The sequence below is a fragment of the Pseudoalteromonas sp. NEC-BIFX-2020_015 genome (genome assembly GCF_012952265.1).
GTDB classification, from domain to species: domain Bacteria; phylum Pseudomonadota; class Gammaproteobacteria; order Enterobacterales; family Alteromonadaceae; genus Pseudoalteromonas; species Pseudoalteromonas neustonica.
In genome coordinates, this window is the sequence record NZ_JABCJL010000015.1 from 85,426 (window position 1) to 103,985 (window position 18,560).

The following is an 18,560-nucleotide window of genomic DNA, read 5'->3' on the forward strand; positions in this document are numbered from 1 at the left end:
CTTATTCTCCTAAAAATACGTGTCAAAGATATCAATAACGTTATAGTTATCGTCTATGACATTAATATAACGCCATTTATCAAATGTAAGGCAAGGATGCGAAGTCCCAAATGCAATAATATCACCGACTTTTAAATTGCTATTTTGTTCAACACGGAGCATGGCATGCTGGTCCATTATTTTTTCAACTTTCCAATCAGCACCCGCTTTAGTAACAACACCGTGTTGATCAATATGTAAATTGGCAATGGGCAACCCAGCATCAAACGCTACATCGCGCTTGCCCATTCCTATAATTGCACGCCCAGGTTCAGGTATTGATTGCACATACGCCCAAACTTCTAAGCATGACTGTAAATCACTGCCAATATTACACGCTAATGGATTACGCGCTAAAACCTGCTGTTGGGCAGCATCATAAATTCCCTGATCATGAGCCACATAACAGCCAGGACGGATCACCGGCACCATATTTTCAAGCATATTGGCAGGGGCAAAGGCATCACAGACTAAGTCGTACCATGCAGAGCCGCCGGCGGTGATCATCACTTGATCGGTAGCAAATGCATTATCGGCAATCAACTCTTTACACTGCGCAACAGCATCACTTAAAAACGCTGCAACTTGGCTTTGAGTATTTAGTACGCCTTCATACACTTCAATACCCGCAAGCTGTAATGATGGAAACTGACTAATATGTTTAGCCAACTGCTGTAGTTTTTTACTATCAACAACACCACAACGCCCACCGGGCACACCCAATTCAATTAACAGTTTGAGTGTTACACCTTGCTCGCAAAAAAACTCAGCCAGTGACGTCACGTTATCAACATCATCAACTAAGCAGTAAAAATCAATTTCAGCACTGTGCAATAAGTTTGCTAAGTGCTGACAGTTAGCTTTGCCGACCAACTGATTTGCCATAATAATACGCTTAGCACCGGCCTGCGCTGCTACAACCGCTTGATGCACAGTGGCGACCGTAATCGCATATGCGCCGGCACTGAGCTGCTTTTTAAAAATGCCCGGTGCCATCGTTGTTTTACCATGGGGTGAAAACGCCATCTGACTTTGTTTGGCAAACTTTGCCATCCACGCAATGTTGTTATCCAAGCGTGTTTGGTAAATACATGCACAAGGGAGGCTCACTTGTTGCTTAGCAACATTGCAATCACCTTGTATGAGCGCATCGTTAGTGCCTAAGCCTTTATTCACAGTATAAATTTTTGCGGCGTGTTGCATGACTAACTTTCCTATAAATAAAACTCTTATTTTAAATCATTACCTTAGATAGCAACGTTACATTAAAAATCAAAAAATTATCAAATGTTAATGTAATTGTTATTGCATTTTGCTTGAAAGTAATGTTAATTAATAACAAGCAAAGAGTCAACATGTGTTACAAATTAACAGAGAATAATAATTAACGTCTAAATATACAGGATGAGGTACATCAACATGAGCATTAAAAACCGTCGCCAGCCTACTCTCAATAAGAGCTTAACAGCGAAAGCAGTCGCCGCTATCATTTGTGGATACGCCAGCTTTGGCGCTTTTGCCGCTGATCAAGCCCAAACAGCAAGTGACGACATAGAAACCATTGAAGTACGGGGCATTGCCGCCAGTAAAAAACAAGATATTAACAACAAGCGTTTTAGTACTGGGGTAATGGACTCTATCACCGCTGAAGATATCGGTAAATTACCCGATGTCACTATTGCCGATACCCTGCAACGGATCCCGGGGGTGCAAATTCGCCGCTCAGCAGGTGAAGGTTCAACCATTAACGTACGTGGTATGCCCCAAGTTACCTCATTGCTCAATGGCGAACAATTTTTAAGTGCTGGCTCTATCACACAGCTACAACCTGATTTTACTGATATTCCAGCCGCACTCTTATCCGGTATAGATGTGCTTAAATCGCCACAAGCCGACACTTTAGCTGGTGGCATTTCTGGTACTTTAGATTTAAAAACACGCCGCCCATTCGATCTTGACCAAGGCAGTACATTGTCATTGACTGGGGAAGCAACACGTGGGAGCTTATCGGAGCAAACAGATCCTAAATTCGTCGCCTTTGCTGGTTACAACAACGATATATTTGGCATTATTGTCACTGCCGCTTACGACGAAAGCACCTTAGCAAACTACCGCAACGGCACTATTTTAAACTCATCAGAAGTGCGAGGTGAAACGCGCACAGACCTTACAACTGACAGAGACTTTAACGGTGATGGTGATTTTAATGACAGTTTTTACAGCCAGCGATTTTATGGCGTAATGGACCGTGAAACCGAGCGTGATCGCCTTGGCTTAAACACCACCATTCAATATCAAATAGCTGATTCACTGACATTCACCGGTGATTTATTTTATACAAAAATGGATGACGCCGACCGTAAACAAGGGGTGATGGTTGATAGCGCGCGAGGAGATATCTGGGCTTACTCAGATAATTTCATCCCACGTCTAGATAATGGTAAAGGTGGGCAAATATACACTGTTAACGATACAAACTTAAAAGTACGCCGTGTTAGTGCCTACTCTGAAAGTTTAACGAACGATCGCGAATCAACCAACGCCAGTTTTTTATTCGAATACCAAGGTGATGGCCCATTATCTGGCGAGTTTAAGTATATTCATGGTTCAGCAGAGCGCAGCCATACAGAAAACGTCGCCCATGGCTTTTTAACCTCTGGTGCACAACATGGTTTATTAAAAAATCACGGTGATGGCATTACGCCTGTTAACCCCAATGGTTACGGCCCTGATGAAGTGGATGTAAGTTTTTCTCGCAGTGGCGAATACCTCACGCTTGGCTTTGACGAAGGGTTTGGCAACGACATAAACCAATATAATCTGGTCTCAACTTACTCTGAAAATAACTTTGAAGAAGAAGCGACCCTTGATGTTGCCCGTATTGATGGTCATTATGCCTTTGAGACAGATCATCTACAGAACGTTGATTTTGGCCTGCGCGCATCAAAACGTGATGTAGAGCGCGAAACCTATATTTTAGTTGCACCATTTACCACTGGGGATATTACTGCCGATGTGATGTGGAAGGATTCAGGCGCATCTTTGGGTGATACTAACGGTGATGGCGAAAACAGCGTAGCAGGTGGTGATTTAACGATAGGTAAAACCAACTTCTTTAGCGATATGCCTGCCGGTTGGGTAAACCAAGTAAATGGTTTAGGCCCAGGTGGTAGTGGGCACAGTTTTTACTTAATCGACCCAAAAGTGATGGACGACCCAATGGCATTTCAAAATGCCATTTATCCGGGTAACAAACGTTTAGCTAATCCCTCACGTACCTATCAAGTAAAAGAGCAAACCCAAACCGCCTACTTTAAAGCGAACTTTGCCGGCGAATTAGGGGATTTAAGTTACACCGCTAATATCGGCGCGCAATACATTAAAACCGAACTCGACATGCTGCAAAACCAGTTAGGCTCAGCACGCCCTTGCTCATTATGTACCGCCAGTGAAAAAATCGGTGAAAAATGGTTAAGCAGAGATTACTCAGACTTTTTACCATCAATGAACTTTAACTTAAACCTCACCAAAGAGGTTATTTTACGTGCCGGTTACGGTAAAACCATGACCACTTTAGATATTGGTAAGCTTGCTGGTGGTATTAGTGTTGGTCGTACCCGTGCAGGCGATGTACTAGCCGCAGAGCTTGGTGTTAGCCCTGATTTATTAGTGGCTGTACAGGGTCGTCAAAATGGTAACCCTGATTTAGAACCGTGGCGCGCAACAAATTACAACTTATCGGCCGAGTGGTATTTTAACGACAGCGGCTTACTGAGTATTTCAGCCTTTTTAATGGATATGGAGTCCTTCATTCAAAGCGGTATAGTAATGCAAGGCCTGCCCGATATTGATGGCGTGGTGCGCCGAGAAGTGCCCGTAAGCACAGAAATAAACGGCAAAGGCGGAAATATCAAAGGCATTGAAGTGGTTTACCAACAAGCGTTTGATTTTTTACCTGCACCATTTGATGGCTTAGGGACGTCAGTTAACTTTACCTATGCGCCAAGTGACAGTGCAAATGTGGATGTTTATGGCGAAAGCTTACCGATTCAAGATAATTCAGAGAAATCAGCCAATGCGGTACTTTGGTACGAAAAAGGCCCATTACAACTACGCCTCGCGGCTAACTACCGTAGCGACCGTTTAGATAGCCTAAGCTCGCCGATGGGAGAGGGAGTAATGCCATTTTGGACCGACAGCACTTTGTACTTTGATATGTATGCCGGCTATGAATTTGCCGAAGATATGAGTATTTATACGTCGGTGAGCAACTCAACTGAAGAGAAGGAAGATATTTATGCGCAGTGGTCAGATCATGTGATCACTCAAAATATCTTTGAGCGCCGTATAACCTTTGGTATTCGTACTCGCTTTTAATTGTAAGTCAATTTGATAGCACCAAATTTGGTATACTTCTGCCCAGGAGATGAAAGACTTAGCACAGTTATTTAAATAAGCTTTTTGCCAAATACCAAACCAGTACAGCCTATAAAGTTGTACTGGTTTTTTAACAAGCTTACTGAGTTGATTGCCTATAATGATCAACAGCAAAACTAAACAATACTTTAATCATAAAAAATACACTAACCATTAAAAACCACGTAGGAAGAGATAAGTAAATTAGCAAAAAAATCCCGTAGCACATTAAGTTTGCAGCAATAAAACCCTGTATCGATTTACCGTGTAATGCATTTACAACACATGCTGTCACTATCGTATATGTCCAAATAATCAGCGCAATATCCATTGGCTGCGAAAGTAACCATGCAATTGCTACTATATGAACATGAATGGCAATAAAGATAAGCCGGTTTTTCGGGCGTTTTGCATAAAACGCATTCGTGCCAAGGCTAAAATTAGCAATACAGCCCGCTAATACATCAGCGATTAATATAAACGCTAAGATTACCTGCCAATTGTCGAGCTTGATGTCCGCAACAAAATAAACAAGCCAACTTCCTACCAGCGCAAATAATACAGTGCAACTCACCTCTAGCATCGATTGCTTTTCACCAAATACCTCATGCAAAAATTGAGGGGTTTTAAAGTACGCCATTGGTTATATAACTCCTTTTAAAATTTAATAACATTCCTTTAACGCACTAACTTCGCACGCTTTGTTTGCTTTAATCACGACATCAACATGCCTCAATAAGCCACATGCGCGGCGTAAAGCTCACCTACACAAACTTATAATGAATGCTGGTATATATCTATATCAAACCCTCGAAACACAGAGGACTCAATAAATGTAAATCCAGCTCGATTAACCACTTTAACCGAGTTCACGTTGTCAGGCTCAATCAGCGCATATACCCAGCTTAGCGCAAGTGTATCCTTGGCAAAAGATAGTACCCCTTGCGTCGACTCAACTGCATAGCCTTTACCTTGCTGCGAAGTGGCCAGCCGATAATTAATGTGTACAAGCTCTTTGTCACCTACTTGATGCTTATTTAGCCCGCACACACCAACAAATTCATTGAAATTGTTATAAATAATCCAATGACCATAGCCGTTTATTCTATACTGCTGCTGGCAGTTTTTTATAAAATCATTTATTTGCAGTTCAGAATGCACACCCACTGTTGAGTGTTTCATTACCAGCGGATCCGCAAGCACAAATGCTAAATCCTCAGCATCACTTGGCGTGATTTCACGTACACTAAGTCTTTGAGTTTCAAAAATAAATGCCACATCATTCCCATTATGTTGTTAGGCTAGCGCAAACCTACCCTTTGAATATATTCCAATCATTAGTTAGTTGTAACGGCTTCAACGGCCATTGTTAACTGATCATCTGCAAAGGACGGTTTAAAGCGAAAACCAATTCGATACAAACAAGTCATTAACTTATCAATGCTGAATTTATCAATTCGGCCATTAACCAGATCACTTACGCGAGGTTGGGTTAGCCCTAATTGAATCGCTGCATCGGTCTGTGACCAATTCTTAGCATTGATAATGTCACGAATAACAATCATCAGATCTGAGCGCGTCTGTAATTCAGAGGCTTCTGCTTTATCTTCGGTTATTGCATCAAAGATATTTGAGTATTCAAGATTCATCTTAACAACCTTATTGCTTAACTTATAATCACTATATATCAGCATTGATATATATACAAGCACTGATATAATTCATTTGTTCAATTCTTTTTGCATTAGCTTGTACCGCTTCTTCGCAGTGTCCATAGCCTGTTTGTCCACTCCGTTAGTAGTCTTGGTAAACGAATGTAAGATGAACACTGTATCTGCAAACTTTGCAACGTAAATCGTTCGGTATGCTGGTCTGCCGTTCTCTATCAGCTCAACCGCGCCAATCCCTACACTCTCCTTTAAGTGCTTAAACTTGCTAAATGGTTCTTTGTTTTGACAGATAGCGTTTAAATCATTTGCAAAGCGCTTTTGAATTTTATCAGGCAACGCTAGAAACTCTTTTTTTGATTGATTGTTTATAAACTTAAACTTTTTCAACTTCCTAATGTCCTGTCACTTTAATTCTTGAATACACGCTATTGATAGCGTCCGATAATTGCAACAAGTTACCGTTGTACTTATCTGTTACTACTTGTCTTGATGCGTAACCAAACAAGTCAGCTACAACACCATGATCTACGTTTTTTGCTAAATGGATTATGAGCGAGTCCTCAAAGGTTTTAGCTGTAGCCCAATCTAAACCAGCCTTTTTAAGCAGTGTATTAACTTTGGTTCTTAAGTTTGTTGGTTGTTTATTAATGCCCTTTTTAACGGTTCGCTCACTCATAGCAAACGCAGTTAGGCGGTCATTAAGTAAAGCAGGGGCTTTTTGACTAAACCCCCTGTACGTTCCTAAGTTATGCCTGTATTCAACTGGTAAATCTTGTTGCTGTGCGTACCAGTCTAAATATTGCTCTAGTGCTTGGCAAAAAACTTCAGGCACTTCGATAATGCGCTCATTCTTGTTTCGACTATATTCTGCTGGCAAAACCCACTTGCGATAAACTTCTCCTTTGTCACTTATCAACTGATGTAGTTTTAATAAATTATGCTCTGTAAGTGACAAGGGGACGCAAGCAAGTTGGGTTATTAGATACCTATCTTTAAGTGAATACTTACCAGTACACGCGTCATTTAGAAGCGAATTTATATCGTTATCGACTAATATTTGTCTTAGCATTTTATTGGTTGCATAATTTAAATGTTATTTAATGCAATATAGATTACACTATCACAGTCTATTAACAAGGAAACTCGGTTAATTAGGCTGGGATGATATTTTGAGCACACTAATCCCTTTTGCGCTGGATAAAAGTACACAAAAAATAGTGTCTATTGACGAAGTGGCTCAAGGTAAAAATTGTAATTGTATTTGTTTGAGTTGCAATCTTGATTTAGTTGCTAGTAAAGGCGAAGTCAACGTACACCACTTTAAACACAAGAATAAAGATACCACTGAAGATGCTTGTGAAATTAGCTTTGAACGGTGTGTATTTTGGATGTGTAGAGAGGTATTTGAATCTACAGACTCAATTGCTTTACCAGCTTATAATGTATTTGTAACCGATCCAGAAAGTGATATTGACGTCGAATTAAACGTTATTCCTGAAGAAACAGCTTCTTTTTCCTACTCGTATTATAAAACCTCAATCGCTTTAGATCAGTCTTGCACTTTTTTTGTATGTATCGACTCTCAAAAAGTCGCTATAACCGTAAATTTCGACCCTGATTTTAATAGTAAGACACCGTATGTAATTGATGGTGAAAAATTAGCTCATATAATTGTTGATCTTGAAGGTTCAAGAGAAATATTTGAACGTCACAATATATCTTTTAGGCAGGTTGTTATTGATTTGTTAACGAATGACATAGCTAACAAAAAGTGGCTTTATCACCCGTTTGAAGAACAAGTAAAGAAATCATTTTATGACCACAAGTTGGAACAAGCTAAAGCTTATGCTGCAAAGCAAGTTGAGCTTGAATGTGAAAGACTTGCAGCTATAGAAAGGGCTATAGAAGAACAAAAAAAAGAAGATGCTAAAACACATGCTGAGCGTGAACGTGAACGACTTGAAGCTATAGAAGCACAAAAGATAAGAGAGGCACAAAGATTACAGGCAAAAAATAACAAGGTTGATTTTTCAAATGAAGATAAGGTAAAAAGAATTGGCCTGATAGAGTGCTTTGATTCGTTTTTGCTTCGCAATAATGAAATAAAACGTTGTAGTCGCTGTCACTTTCCACAAATTATTACATTAAGAAAATGTGATTGCTGTGGTTACTCATTTTTTGAGTCAAATTATTTTTCAATAACTCCTGATAATTTAAAAATTATCCTTGCTCATGAATCTTTACGAGCTATAAGTGATCAAGAACTACATAACAAAGGCTTGCTTGATCTCCTTATTTCTACTTCTGATTAGAAGATTAGAGCAGTCTCGGAAGTAGACAGCCCTTTAAAAATAACAACTTTTGCTTTGAATTACTTTATGTTTGATCATGGCCTTAAATTTCACAAAAGACCAGGCATTAAAAAGCCTCAACTGAAGAGCATGTTGAGGCTTTTTAATTTGTAACATTACGGTTGAAATTTAGCCCTTAAATGTAGAATCAATATATTCCAGTGCCGTCATTTTTTTATAGCTCACATTAGGGTGCATAATGTGTGCAGGCTCAGGGTCGACTACCTCAACAGGAATAGCATAACTGCGTGCGACCTCAAGTGCCATTTGAGTAATGTTTACACTAAACGAAGTGCCCATAAAGACTATTTTGTCAGCATCCGCCATACGTTGCTGCGCTTCACTAATACGGTAAAGCTCGGTGTAGTATTCGTCAAATAACAACACAAAAGGTTTGAAAGACTGGTTCAATACTGGCTGTTGATTATCGATTTTAAACAACTCAAGTAATGAGTCGTGTAAACAGCTTTCGTCTACATCATCCCACGGCGTAGTGTGCGGTGTTACGTCATCGCCCTGATGATGAAACACCGTCATTTGATCAAGTCTGCCATGAATAGCAATGTAATTTTTATTACCTGCTTTACCATCGAGTCCGTCTATATTTTGAGTGATTAAGTTTTTATCGCTAAGCCAGTGATGTACTTCATTAGGTCCATGATTGCGATAAGTGGCAAATCGATGATAATACCACGCTAAAAACTGCCGTGGGTTGTTTTCATACATTGCCCGAGTAGCCATTTCCATCGGTGTGTAGTTTTTACTGCCGATAGTCCAGTAGCCGTCTTCGCCCCGAAAAGTCGGGATACCACTGGCGGCACTGACACCAGCACCAGTGATGTATAGAGTATTCATAGTTAATCCTTAACCATATGTGCTAATACTAAGTTAGTAACTTGCTGATTGTTATCCATTCCACCGATTCGATAAAAAATACCATCGTGCTCAAGTAAACCACGGTGATCCATGCTTGAGGATTCAGCCGGGGCAAGCACATTCCAGCGATTACTTACAATATCAAAACGCCACACGTGGTTGCTCGCTGGTGCTGGTTTACCGTTGTACCCCATACCATCGTAATTATAGGGATTTGACGATCCTGCGAACATATAAATCGCGCCGTTAAAGCGGGTGGCCGCCATACGATAATGTGATGTTCCCGTTGGATGTGGCAACGTGCGCCAATCAATTTTTAATGGGTTATTCTCATCAATAGTGCCTTTTAAACACTGAGCAACGCTTGCAAATGATCGACGTTTATCAACGTTTGCCTGCGTTTTTACGCCATCACACACCACAATTGTATTCCCACTAATTGCAGCGGCTTGGCCAAATACAGGTTCACCTAAAAATGGCGATGCCTGTTGCCATGTATCGGTTTTTATATCGTACACTTGCACAAGATTTACATTGCCATCGTTATGCCAACCGCTGACTAAGTAGATGTAACGCTGCTGATAAGTGAGTGCTACGCTGTCGTCAACTGGAACAGGCATTGTACTAAGCTCAGTGTAGCTATCGTTTTTTAAATCATAACGGTATACATCAGGGCTGGAAATTTCGCTATGATCTGCGCTTAGCGTATAACCACCAAATACATACGCATATTCACCTACACCAACGGCGGTGCTGGCTAAACGGCCTTTAATTGACAAGCTACTGGGAACGGGTGCTTTAGCGTGCCATTTAGCGTCGCCTAGTTTTAATGCCCACACTTTATTGTGCACACTGGTATGATCTTTACTCGCGCCAATGCCCATAAAACTTAAAAAATAGGGCTGCTCATTCACAATTACTTTTGCTACTGCATTATTTGCAACTGGTTCGGGTAATACAGGAAGCGCGCTAAGCGCAATCGACAACAATAAACTCATTAGACCTCACTAGACCTCATTAAGCACAAGTACGGTTTTTACCACTATTTTTTGCTTGATAGAGTAAAGCGTCGGCATGTTGAATGTCGCGCTCAATTGCAGATGAATCTGTGATCTCAGCAATCCCCATACTCACGGTGATGCTTATAGTATAACCGTCAATATGCAGCGGCTGTGATTTAAGTGCGCCATGTAACGTATCTGTTAATTGTAACGCTTTTGCTTTGTTTTTATTTGGTAAAACAAATAAAAACTCCTCGCCGCCCCAACGTGCCACTAGGTCGTTATGTGTAAGCTGCTGCGTAAAAATATCAGCAAGGTGGGTTAATGCATGGTCTCCTACAAAATGACCATACTGATCATTTATTTTTTTAAAATCATCTACATCAAGCAATATAATCGAAAACACAGGATTAACATCATTACTTTTTAATTCCGCCAACTTTGCCATCATACTGCGTCTATTGGGTAGGTTAGTCAGTGGGTCAATCGTGGCAAGTAATTCATTCTTTTGCGCTAAAAGCGTCAATTTTTCACTGTGGTGTTGCCTAAAATATTCATATAATCCACTTAGTGCAGCCACTATAATAAACGTTAAAATAATACGTGAAGGAAAATGTAAAGTGCCGTAATCGACTAATTGATAAGTAGACGCTAAATGAAATGCATACAATATTGCTAATACAAAACAAAAAATATCAATAATGCCTTTTTTGAAACCACGAATAAAAAAGGTGATCGGTGCAACAACATAAATCCACAATGGCCCAGTTCCGTGACTCCCTCCGGTTAAAACCAAGTAGAACATCAAAATATAAATGGTGTATAAAATAGTGGTCGAAGCGAGCAATAGGCGTTTTTGTAAAAATGCAGTGACAACGAATGAAATTACAAAACAGATGGATGCTATAACAAGTACTAAACTTAGTACCCCTAAGCCGCCCCAAAATGCCATAACAGACATAAAACTGGTAGTTAAAAAACCAATTACGGAAAATAATTTTATTATTAGCTTTCGTTGCGCTAAATCTGAATAGTTACTCACTGATAAATCTACACCATATAATTAAATCAAATACGTACCTAAATCCTAAAAGCTCCGCCGTTAATGCTGTGCAGGGGGATTTATCTGCTAATACGTTATGGCCATTTATAAACTTTAAATTATAAATATGCTACTAAAAACGATATATATTATTCCATTTAGTTTAGTACCCAAGAATTTTAGGGACATAACCATAATTTAAGCTTTAGCGGCATTTAAAGCATCATGATTTAATATTAAGCGCCCATCGACGCAGTGATCTCTTCTTTTTGAACTAAAACACCCTTTAAGAGATTACCTATTACAAACTTTAAATGTGATTTAGCCAACGTTTAATAATATGCAAAAACCCGACAAAATAGCTCTGTGTAGTATTTGGATATTACCCGCTCCGGATCCACATATGTTTTACTAGACTCTCTTATATTTTTGTATTTGAACGCACTTAAAGCAACGAGCAAATACCTATTAAATTTGGAGCACAGCATGGCTAGAGTACTAATGATCACCGGTGATTTTGTCGAAGACTATGAAAACATGGTGCCTTTTCAAGCTTTATTAGCAATGGGACACGATGTTGATGCCGTATGCCCTGATAAAAAAGCAGGCGATACAATCGCAACGTCAATTCATGATTTTGAAGGCGACCAAACTTATACAGAAAAACGCGGCCATAACTTTGCATTAAACGCGACATTTGCCGAGCTTAATGTAAATGACTACGATGCGCTTTATTTACCCGGTGGCCGTGCCCCTGAGTATTTACGTTTAAACCCTAAAGTAATCGAAATTATTCAACACTTTGCAACGGCAGATAAACCCATTGCTTCTATTTGCCACGGCCCACAATTACTCACCGCAGCGGGAGTGCTTGAAGGTAAAAAAGTATCAGCATACCCTGCTTGCCAGCCAGAAATAAAAATGGCGGGTGCACAATACGTAGATTTACCGATGGACGGCGCAATCACAGATGGTAAATTAGTAACGGCCCCGGCATGGCCTGCACACCCTGCCATGTTAAAGCAATTTGTGGCATTGTTATAAGCACTGCTAATACAGCATCGAGAGGTTAATTTTTATGTGCCAACTTTTTATTAATGCCGACAGCCGCTTATGGACCTGTCGTACCAAATCTTTGCGTATTGATGGCGTTGTTACCTCAATCCGTTTAGAAGAGTTTTTTTGGGATATTTTAGAAGAAGTCGCATTTCGTGATCAAATGACCGTAAACCAAATGATCACTAAGTTGTATCTTGAGTCTCTTGATGCTGATCACGACATAGGTAACTTCACGTCATTTTTGCGTGTGTGCTGTTCGCGCTATTTATCGTTGGTTGCCGATGGCAATTTAACTCGAGAAGACGCATTACCCTTAAATGATATAGACGCAACGCATTTGTTAGAACAAGAAAAACTACGTACCAGCGTGCGTAAAAACCTATTTAATGACACATCATTAAAGCCATCACTAAATTAGAGCTCTTATGTCACAGTCACAGTTAGTCGCATCATTAAAAGAAATCGTTGGCGTTCGTTATGTATTAACAAGCGACCGCGCCACAGCGCCTTATCGTACAGGCTTTAGAGAAGGCCATGGCCCCGCGCTTGCGGTAGTAAAACCTGCCACACTATTACAGCAATGGCATATTTTACAAGCCTGTGTAAGCGCCAATGTCATTGTTATTATGCAAGCGGCCAATACCGGCTTAACGGGCGGCTCAACCCCAACTCAAGGGTGTGACCGTAATACGGTTATTATTAACACAACACGAATTAGCGATATTCAAGTACTGCCCGCGCAACAACAAATTGTGGCATTTCCAGGGGCTAGCTTATTCTCACTAGAAAAAGCCCTCGCCCCGTATGGCCGAGTGCCACACTCCGTTATCGGCTCCTCGTGCATTGGCGCATCGATTGTTGGCGGCGTATGTAATAACTCAGGTGGCGCATTAGTGGAACGTGGCCCAGCGTATACTGAGCTTGCCTTATATGCACAAATAAACAGTGATGGCAGCCTAAGCTTAATTAATAATTTAGATATTGACCTTGGTGATACACCAGAGCAAATACTCACTAACTTACAAAATAAGAAATACAGCGAACACGATGTAAAAACAACAGCAAAAAAAGCCTCTGATCGAGAATACGCTGACTGGGTGCGTAAAACGGATGATGATACCCCTGCACGCTTTAATGCTGACCCACGGCGCTTGCACCAAGCCAGCGGCTGCGCAGGCAAACTCGCTGTTTTTGCAGTACGTGTAGACACCTTTGCCAAAAACGAACAAGAACTTACTTTCTATCTTGGTACTAATTCATCGACCGCATTACAAGCTGTACGCAAAATATTGCTAGAGCAAGCCACCAGCTTGCCTGTTTACGCTGAGTATTTACACCGCGATATTTTTGAACTTGCTGATAACTACGGCCGCGATACGGTTTTACTCATAAAAAACCTAGGCACAAACTGGCTACCTAAATTTTTTAATATTAAGCGCCAACTTGATGCTGTATGCCAAAAACTGCCTTTTTTACCAAAAAACACCATTGATAAATTAGTTTATCGCCTTGCTAAGCTGTTCCCAAGCCAAACGCCAAAGAAACTCCAACAATGGAACAAGCAATACCAACACCAATTAATTTTGACTGTCAAAGGGGATGCTCACCAGCAAACTCTAGCACTGCTTGAGCAAGTTAAAAAAGACTACCAACTTGATTTTTTTCAGTGTAGCGAACAAGAAGCAAAAGCAGCGTATTTGCTGCGTTTTGCAGCCGCAGGCGCAGCAGTACAATATGCAAAAATAAACCATAACGAAGTTGAAGATATTCTCGCGCTAGATATCGCATTAAAACGCAACGACAACGAATGGTTTGAAAAGCTACCACCCAGCATTACCGATAAACTAGTGAGTAAACTTTATTACGGCCACTTTTTGTGTCACGTATTTCATCAAGACTATTTAGTACGCAAAGGCGAAGACTGCAAAGCCGTAAAAGCGGCTTTACTCGCACTGTTAGAGCAACGTGGTGCCGAATATCCTGCAGAGCATAACGTAGGGCATCATTATCATGCCAAACCTGCCTTGGCCGATAATTACCGACACTTAGACCCAACCAATACCTTAAATGCAGGCATCGGCGGCATGTCTAAAAAGCGTGATTACGCAGAGTAACGTATAGCTGCGGGCTTACCGTGTGTAAGTCCGCGTTAAATCCACGCTAAATCATTGCAAGCTCAATAAAAATAACCTGCTCAATTTTGCAGACACCGTCTGCAAAATTTAAAACTCGGTCATAAACTTGTCTATATTTGAGTTCCGGTAATAGCTAGCAGTACTTATTTTGCACAGTAGTAAGATGAGTTTGGTTGTTAGCGCGTTAGTACAGTCAGCTTTTTATAACCAACCGTGGCTCTTTAATTGATCCCACGCAAAAGTAACATGCTCTAAAGACATTAAGCCCTTTTTTCTGTCATTCCAATGTTGGATTGCTTGAAATGCTTGCTCTGGTGTATTGGCTTGCTCTTGCTTCACCACCCAATGAACTGTCGCTAATAACTCTACACCATATGGTGATTCATACCCTTCTATCAAATCTGAAACACGAGCAATACGTGAACTAATTTCAGGATTAGAACTTGCTAAAAATAATTTAGCATCTTCAAGTGTACTTTCAACAGCGCGGATTTCAGACTCTACAACACCATCGCCTACACCTTGAATATAATGACCGTCCATCGTATTTAAAGCGTGTCTTAGCGCATCAGCGTAAGGACCAAACTTATCTTTAACAAAGTTAAGTCGCATATCTTCGCCAGCGGCCTGCAAAAAGTAGGCAAGCTTTTGCACTTCAATTTTTGATAAGCCATAACTAACTGATTGGTACGATTCTAGCAGAGCTAAAATTGCAGCCCTGCCTGGAGTCATTTTTGGCTTAGGGGTACTTGTTTGCATATCTTGTGCTTTTATAGAATCTGTCGGTTCATATAAATAAACATCCAGTTCTGGAATGTCAGCCAGATACCTTAACATTAAAGGTTTTACTATTTCCCAATCGAGCCCACCATTACCACAACCTAAAGGTGGTATAGCAATAGATTGAATATTTAATGCTTTAATACGAGCAACTAAATCTTGTAAACCTGCTTCAATATCTTTTAAGCGAGAATCACTGCGCCAATGGCCTTTTGTTGGGAAATTAATAATAAACCGAGGAGTAGCAAGTGCACCCAGTTCAAAAATAAACATTTTACCTAGGGCAACGTCTCCAGCTTTACAGGCTGTTGCATAAGCTTTGTAGTTACTGGGCCATTTCTTTTTAAACTGTAACGCAATACCTTTACCCATAACGCCAACACAATTAACGGTATTGACTATGGCATCAACATTTTGCTGTTGTAAAAGATTGCCCTCTACTGATTTAATACTCATACAGCCCCAAAATGACTCTTAAAAATACCAAGCTGGCATAACAACTACTGGCAAGTCTAACGCAAAGCGCCTCAAAATAGCATTAACTTCTTGCGCTTTTGTTTGGTTGGCTACACCAATTCGTACTCCCCAGTTAAGTGGTGCTTGATCTTTTATCAAAAACTCAGCCATACGTTTTTCTAGCCTTTGTGTATATCGAGGATTAGTAGGCACTGCATGAAAAAATTTACAATACCCATCTAAACTAGGCTGTTCTGTTAGAAGTTCCCAGTCAATTAATGTATGTAATTGTTTTAAGTCCGTACTTGATTTGCTATACGCAATAGTCGCATTTCGATCAAAAAATATATACTCACGCATACCTGAGCGATAGGCTCCCTCTATTGTTAATTCAAAATAAATAATATCAGTTTGACTATACTTACAGCCCCCTACTCGCCCATTATGAATTGCAGATAACATTGGTGAACGTGGTGCAAAATAAAAAGGCACATAATCATGAATACTTCCACCAGGAGGGTTAATCACCTATTTGTTAGCACGAGTGCTTTGCGCGCCTTTATGTGCAATATTATTGTATGTAATGCCTAATCCCGTTGACTTCGTTTTACTCCACAATGCTTCGTGCTGACAAATCACCGGCAAGTTATCAATCGCAGTAATATGGAATATTCGTACAGGTCTAGGCATGGTCATAAACGATTTGTCCTTTGTAGGGCTAACTTTATCTATATGTGTTTTATAAGCAGGGATTAGAAACTCATAGCATCCTTAAAGTGGGCTGACCAGCCCATTTAGAGCTCCATCACTGTCGGTTATTACGCGCCATGCCAAGTTTTAAAATTAGATTAGTATCGTAGCTGTAGGCGTAACGCTTAGTTAAAAAAGCACGTAAAATTTAATTATTAAAAACACTCAGGAAAGTATTCTCGCAATAACTTCATCATGTTGCGTTTTTGTTTAAAGCTTTTAGCGAGTGTACCAATCATGTCATACAATAGCGTGCAGTCAGCGTTGGTGTCTTTTAAGTTTTTTTCTATTTTAATTAATAGATTAGTTGCTTCGCGGTAGGCGTTGTTATTGGTTTGTCCAATGATGTTGCTGATTGATTTTTGATACAAATCAATCGACTCTTGTGGGTATTGCATTAAAATTATATCGGCTAATTTAATTAATTGACTCGACTTAACCTCATGTTTTGCAGCTAATGAGCGTGCTTTTGCAATGTCGTTTTGATCAATATAAAAATCCAGTAACTCACTCGGATAATTAGTAAAGCGATAAGCACCTTGGTTTGATTTAACCGCTTTATCTGACAAAGAAAGTAATAATTGCTCTACCTTTTGCGTAAACTCTGCATCAATGATGCCGATTTTTAGTTGTAGCGTTTGTAAATCTTTAAAGCCATTAAAACTTGGGTTATCAACAAATAACTGCCACGCTATTGCCCATGCGGCTTTAAACTCTGACAATTCAAGGCGAAGTTCTATCTCATCGCGTTTACATGCAAGCAGTTCGTGCGGTTTGTGTGCACGTTGATACGCTTGCTTTAAATAATACTCGGCATCTAATAGGTCATTACGCGCTTTGCAAAGCGCCACTATTTTTAAATAATCATCTGAATCATGGGCTGTTAGTTTAATTAAACGCAGTTGCTCTTGCCAATCATCCTGTTCTTGCGCTTGTTTTATCAATACCGAGGTAAGACGGGTAACTGCGCTTTTTTGTCTCCAATCATCAAAATCAACGCCTGTTTGCAGTCGTTTTTCTATTGCCGCTGTACACTGTGATAAAAACAAGGTATTTACACTAGGCGTTATGTCAAAGTCATGCGGCACACTCGGGAATACATCGTATTTATAATCTGCAAAGTGCTCAAAAATCCACTGCGCTTTTTGTTCATCAGACCAAGGTAGTTGATTAAAAAGCTCGCTCAAGTTTTGGTTAAGCTGCCCCTCTATTTCATAGCGAAAGCCGCCCGAGTCATCTATACCCTCAAGCACTGTATTTAAACGTACCAAGGCTTTAAGGTTTAGTTTCCATTGCTGATCAACGGGCAGTTTTTCTATCGCAGGAAATATCAATTCAAACAGCGAGTCTGCATCTGCAAAATAGCCTCGCACTTCACTCCAGCCCCATATTTGCTTTTTAGGCAACGCCTTGGTGATCAGTTTGCTTAGTTCACCTGCGCCCATTGCCTGTTTATCGTTTGCCATCATAAGTACCCATTTGTCGTATTCATGCTCTGACTCGTCTAAAAAAGCCATGATTATATCGGTCAGTTCAGTAGTGGGTTTATCCATAAACCACGCGATGAGTTCACTGCGCTCATTATCTTGCGCTGTTTCATCATTAGCATTTGCATCAGCGAATTCAGCAGCGGATAAACTATTTACTTTGAGCGCCACGGCAATGGCGTGTTTGCATATCTCTTGATAATCGCCTGCAGGGCAGGTACAGCTAGCCAAACATTGTCCGCTTTCACTATTTTCTAAAGTGACTTTATATTTATACTGCCCTGCCACGGTTGCCATGGCCTGGTTATCAATAATAAGCAACTTGCTCACACTGTTTGACGCAAACAACTCACAACCCAGATCAAAGGTTTTACTGGCCGCGCGTTGCTTTATATCATTTAAATTAAATATCACAATCAGTCCTTATTTACAGGTAGTAAAAAACAAAGGTGTTAGCTATTACTTTTTCTATATTTATTCACTTAAATTACCTATGAC

General features: G+C 40.3%; 16 protein-coding genes and 1 pseudogene. 5 read left to right on the forward strand and 12 right to left on the reverse strand.

From position 1 onward, the window contains the following. Window positions 1–9: 9 nt before the first annotated feature. Window positions 10–1,242, reverse strand: coding sequence for an amino acid deaminase (locus HH219_RS12730; RefSeq protein WP_169327671.1), 1,233 nt, complete (start codon window positions 1,240–1,242; stop codon window positions 10–12). Window positions 1,243–1,458: 216 nt separating this feature from the next. Between HH219_RS12730 and HH219_RS12735 the strand changes: the two genes are divergently transcribed. Beyond that, window positions 1,459–4,416: a TonB-dependent receptor gene (locus HH219_RS12735; protein WP_169327672.1), complete on the forward strand. Its 2,958-nt coding sequence runs from the start codon at window positions 1,459–1,461 to the stop codon at window positions 4,414–4,416. 139 nt (window positions 4,417–4,555) lie between these two features. On the opposite strand, the gene HH219_RS12740 is transcribed toward HH219_RS12735, so the two are convergent. The 5 genes from HH219_RS12740 to HH219_RS12760 form a co-directional block, all read right to left on the reverse strand. Then, window positions 4,556–5,095 (reverse strand): hypothetical protein, encoded by a 540-nt coding sequence (locus tag HH219_RS12740; protein ID WP_054452293.1) that lies wholly within the window; start codon window positions 5,093–5,095, stop codon window positions 4,556–4,558. Window positions 5,096–5,229: 134 nt separating this feature from the next. Next, on the reverse strand, window positions 5,230–5,733 hold the full coding sequence (locus HH219_RS12745) for a GNAT family N-acetyltransferase (protein WP_169327673.1): 504 nt from the start codon (window positions 5,731–5,733) through the stop codon (window positions 5,230–5,232). Between the two features lie 59 nt (window positions 5,734–5,792). After that, the gene (locus tag HH219_RS12750; RefSeq protein ID WP_169327674.1) at window positions 5,793–6,104 is read right to left on the reverse strand and encodes a helix-turn-helix transcriptional regulator; all 312 of its coding nucleotides are present in this window, start codon (window positions 6,102–6,104) and stop codon (window positions 5,793–5,795) included. Between the two features lie 72 nt (window positions 6,105–6,176). After that, window positions 6,177–6,512: a type II toxin-antitoxin system RelE/ParE family toxin gene (locus tag HH219_RS12755; RefSeq protein ID WP_024589339.1), complete on the reverse strand. Its 336-nt coding sequence runs from the start codon at window positions 6,510–6,512 to the stop codon at window positions 6,177–6,179. Between the two features lie 4 nt (window positions 6,513–6,516). Beyond that, entirely contained in the window at window positions 6,517–7,194 is a 678-nt protein-coding gene (locus HH219_RS12760; protein ID WP_249118521.1) for a hypothetical protein, read from the reverse strand. A gap of 100 nt (window positions 7,195–7,294) precedes the next feature. On the opposite strand from HH219_RS12760, the gene HH219_RS12770 reads away from it, so the two are divergent. Next, entirely contained in the window at window positions 7,295–8,437 is a 1,143-nt protein-coding gene (locus HH219_RS12770) for a hypothetical protein (protein WP_169327676.1), read from the forward strand. Between the two features lie 168 nt (window positions 8,438–8,605). Here the strand turns inward: HH219_RS12770 and HH219_RS12775 are convergent, their stop codons facing one another. Genes HH219_RS12775 through HH219_RS22310 form a run of 3 tightly spaced genes read right to left on the reverse strand, consistent with a single transcriptional unit; the run spans window position 8,606 to window position 11,395 of the window. Beyond that, window positions 8,606–9,331 (reverse strand): Sir2 family NAD-dependent protein deacetylase, encoded by a 726-nt coding sequence (locus tag HH219_RS12775; RefSeq protein ID WP_169327677.1) that lies wholly within the window; start codon window positions 9,329–9,331, stop codon window positions 8,606–8,608. A gap of 2 nt (window positions 9,332–9,333) precedes the next feature. Continuing rightward, entirely contained in the window at window positions 9,334–10,350 is a 1,017-nt protein-coding gene (locus HH219_RS12780) for a kelch repeat-containing protein (RefSeq protein ID WP_169327678.1), read from the reverse strand. A gap of 19 nt (window positions 10,351–10,369) precedes the next feature. After that, window positions 10,370–11,395: a GGDEF domain-containing protein gene (locus HH219_RS22310; RefSeq protein ID WP_169327679.1), complete on the reverse strand. Its 1,026-nt coding sequence runs from the start codon at window positions 11,393–11,395 to the stop codon at window positions 10,370–10,372. A 486-nt stretch (window positions 11,396–11,881) separates the two neighbouring features. Between HH219_RS22310 and HH219_RS12790 the strand changes: the two genes are divergently transcribed. The 3 genes from HH219_RS12790 to dld are packed head-to-tail and all read left to right on the forward strand — an operon-like array spanning window position 11,882 to window position 14,568. After that, on the forward strand, window positions 11,882–12,439 hold the full coding sequence (locus HH219_RS12790) for a DJ-1/PfpI family protein (protein WP_054204106.1): 558 nt from the start codon (window positions 11,882–11,884) through the stop codon (window positions 12,437–12,439). Between the two features lie 34 nt (window positions 12,440–12,473). After that, window positions 12,474–12,872, forward strand: coding sequence for a ribbon-helix-helix domain-containing protein (locus tag HH219_RS12795; RefSeq protein WP_054204105.1), 399 nt, complete (start codon window positions 12,474–12,476; stop codon window positions 12,870–12,872). Between the two features lie 7 nt (window positions 12,873–12,879). Next, entirely contained in the window at window positions 12,880–14,568 is a 1,689-nt protein-coding gene (dld, locus tag HH219_RS12800) for a D-lactate dehydrogenase (RefSeq protein ID WP_169327680.1), read from the forward strand. 222 nt (window positions 14,569–14,790) lie between these two features. Here dld and HH219_RS12805 read toward each other — a convergent pair whose 3' ends face one another. The 3 genes and pseudogenes from HH219_RS12805 to HH219_RS12815 all read right to left on the reverse strand — a co-directional run bounded on the left by HH219_RS12805 (window position 14,791) and on the right by HH219_RS12815 (window position 18,476). Further along, complete coding sequence (locus HH219_RS12805; protein WP_169327681.1) at window positions 14,791–15,825, reverse strand: macro domain-containing protein; 1,035 nt, start codon at window positions 15,823–15,825, stop codon at window positions 14,791–14,793. 18 nt (window positions 15,826–15,843) lie between these two features. Beyond that, window positions 15,844–16,521 (reverse strand): annotated as a pseudogene (locus HH219_RS12810) (DUF4433 domain-containing protein). 209 nt (window positions 16,522–16,730) lie between these two features. Beyond that, complete coding sequence (locus tag HH219_RS12815; RefSeq protein ID WP_169327682.1) at window positions 16,731–18,476, reverse strand: SWIM zinc finger family protein; 1,746 nt, start codon at window positions 18,474–18,476, stop codon at window positions 16,731–16,733. Window positions 18,477–18,560 lie beyond the last annotated feature (84 nt).

Coding starts and splice junctions, on each gene's coding strand:
- HH219_RS12735 (WP_169327672.1), top strand. CDS start 1,459: ATGAGCATTAAAAACCGTCGCCAGCCTACTCTCAATAAGAGCTTAACA.
- HH219_RS12775 (WP_169327677.1), bottom strand. CDS start 9,331: ATGAATACTCTATACATCACTGGTGCTGGTGTCAGTGCCGCCAGTGGT.
- HH219_RS12750 (WP_169327674.1), bottom strand. CDS start 6,104: ATGAATCTTGAATACTCAAATATCTTTGATGCAATAACCGAAGATAAA.
- HH219_RS12790 (WP_054204106.1), top strand. CDS start 11,882: ATGGCTAGAGTACTAATGATCACCGGTGATTTTGTCGAAGACTATGAA.
- HH219_RS12740 (WP_054452293.1), bottom strand. CDS start 5,095: ATGGCGTACTTTAAAACCCCTCAATTTTTGCATGAGGTATTTGGTGAA.
- HH219_RS12805 (WP_169327681.1), bottom strand. CDS start 15,825: ATGAGTATTAAATCAGTAGAGGGCAATCTTTTACAACAGCAAAATGTT.
- HH219_RS12760 (WP_249118521.1), bottom strand. CDS start 7,194: ATGCTAAGACAAATATTAGTCGATAACGATATAAATTCGCTTCTAAAT.
- HH219_RS12730 (WP_169327671.1), bottom strand. CDS start 1,242: ATGCAACACGCCGCAAAAATTTATACTGTGAATAAAGGCTTAGGCACT.
- HH219_RS12795 (WP_054204105.1), top strand. CDS start 12,474: ATGTGCCAACTTTTTATTAATGCCGACAGCCGCTTATGGACCTGTCGT.
- dld (WP_169327680.1), top strand. CDS start 12,880: ATGTCACAGTCACAGTTAGTCGCATCATTAAAAGAAATCGTTGGCGTT.
- HH219_RS12780 (WP_169327678.1), bottom strand. CDS start 10,350: ATGAGTTTATTGTTGTCGATTGCGCTTAGCGCGCTTCCTGTATTACCC.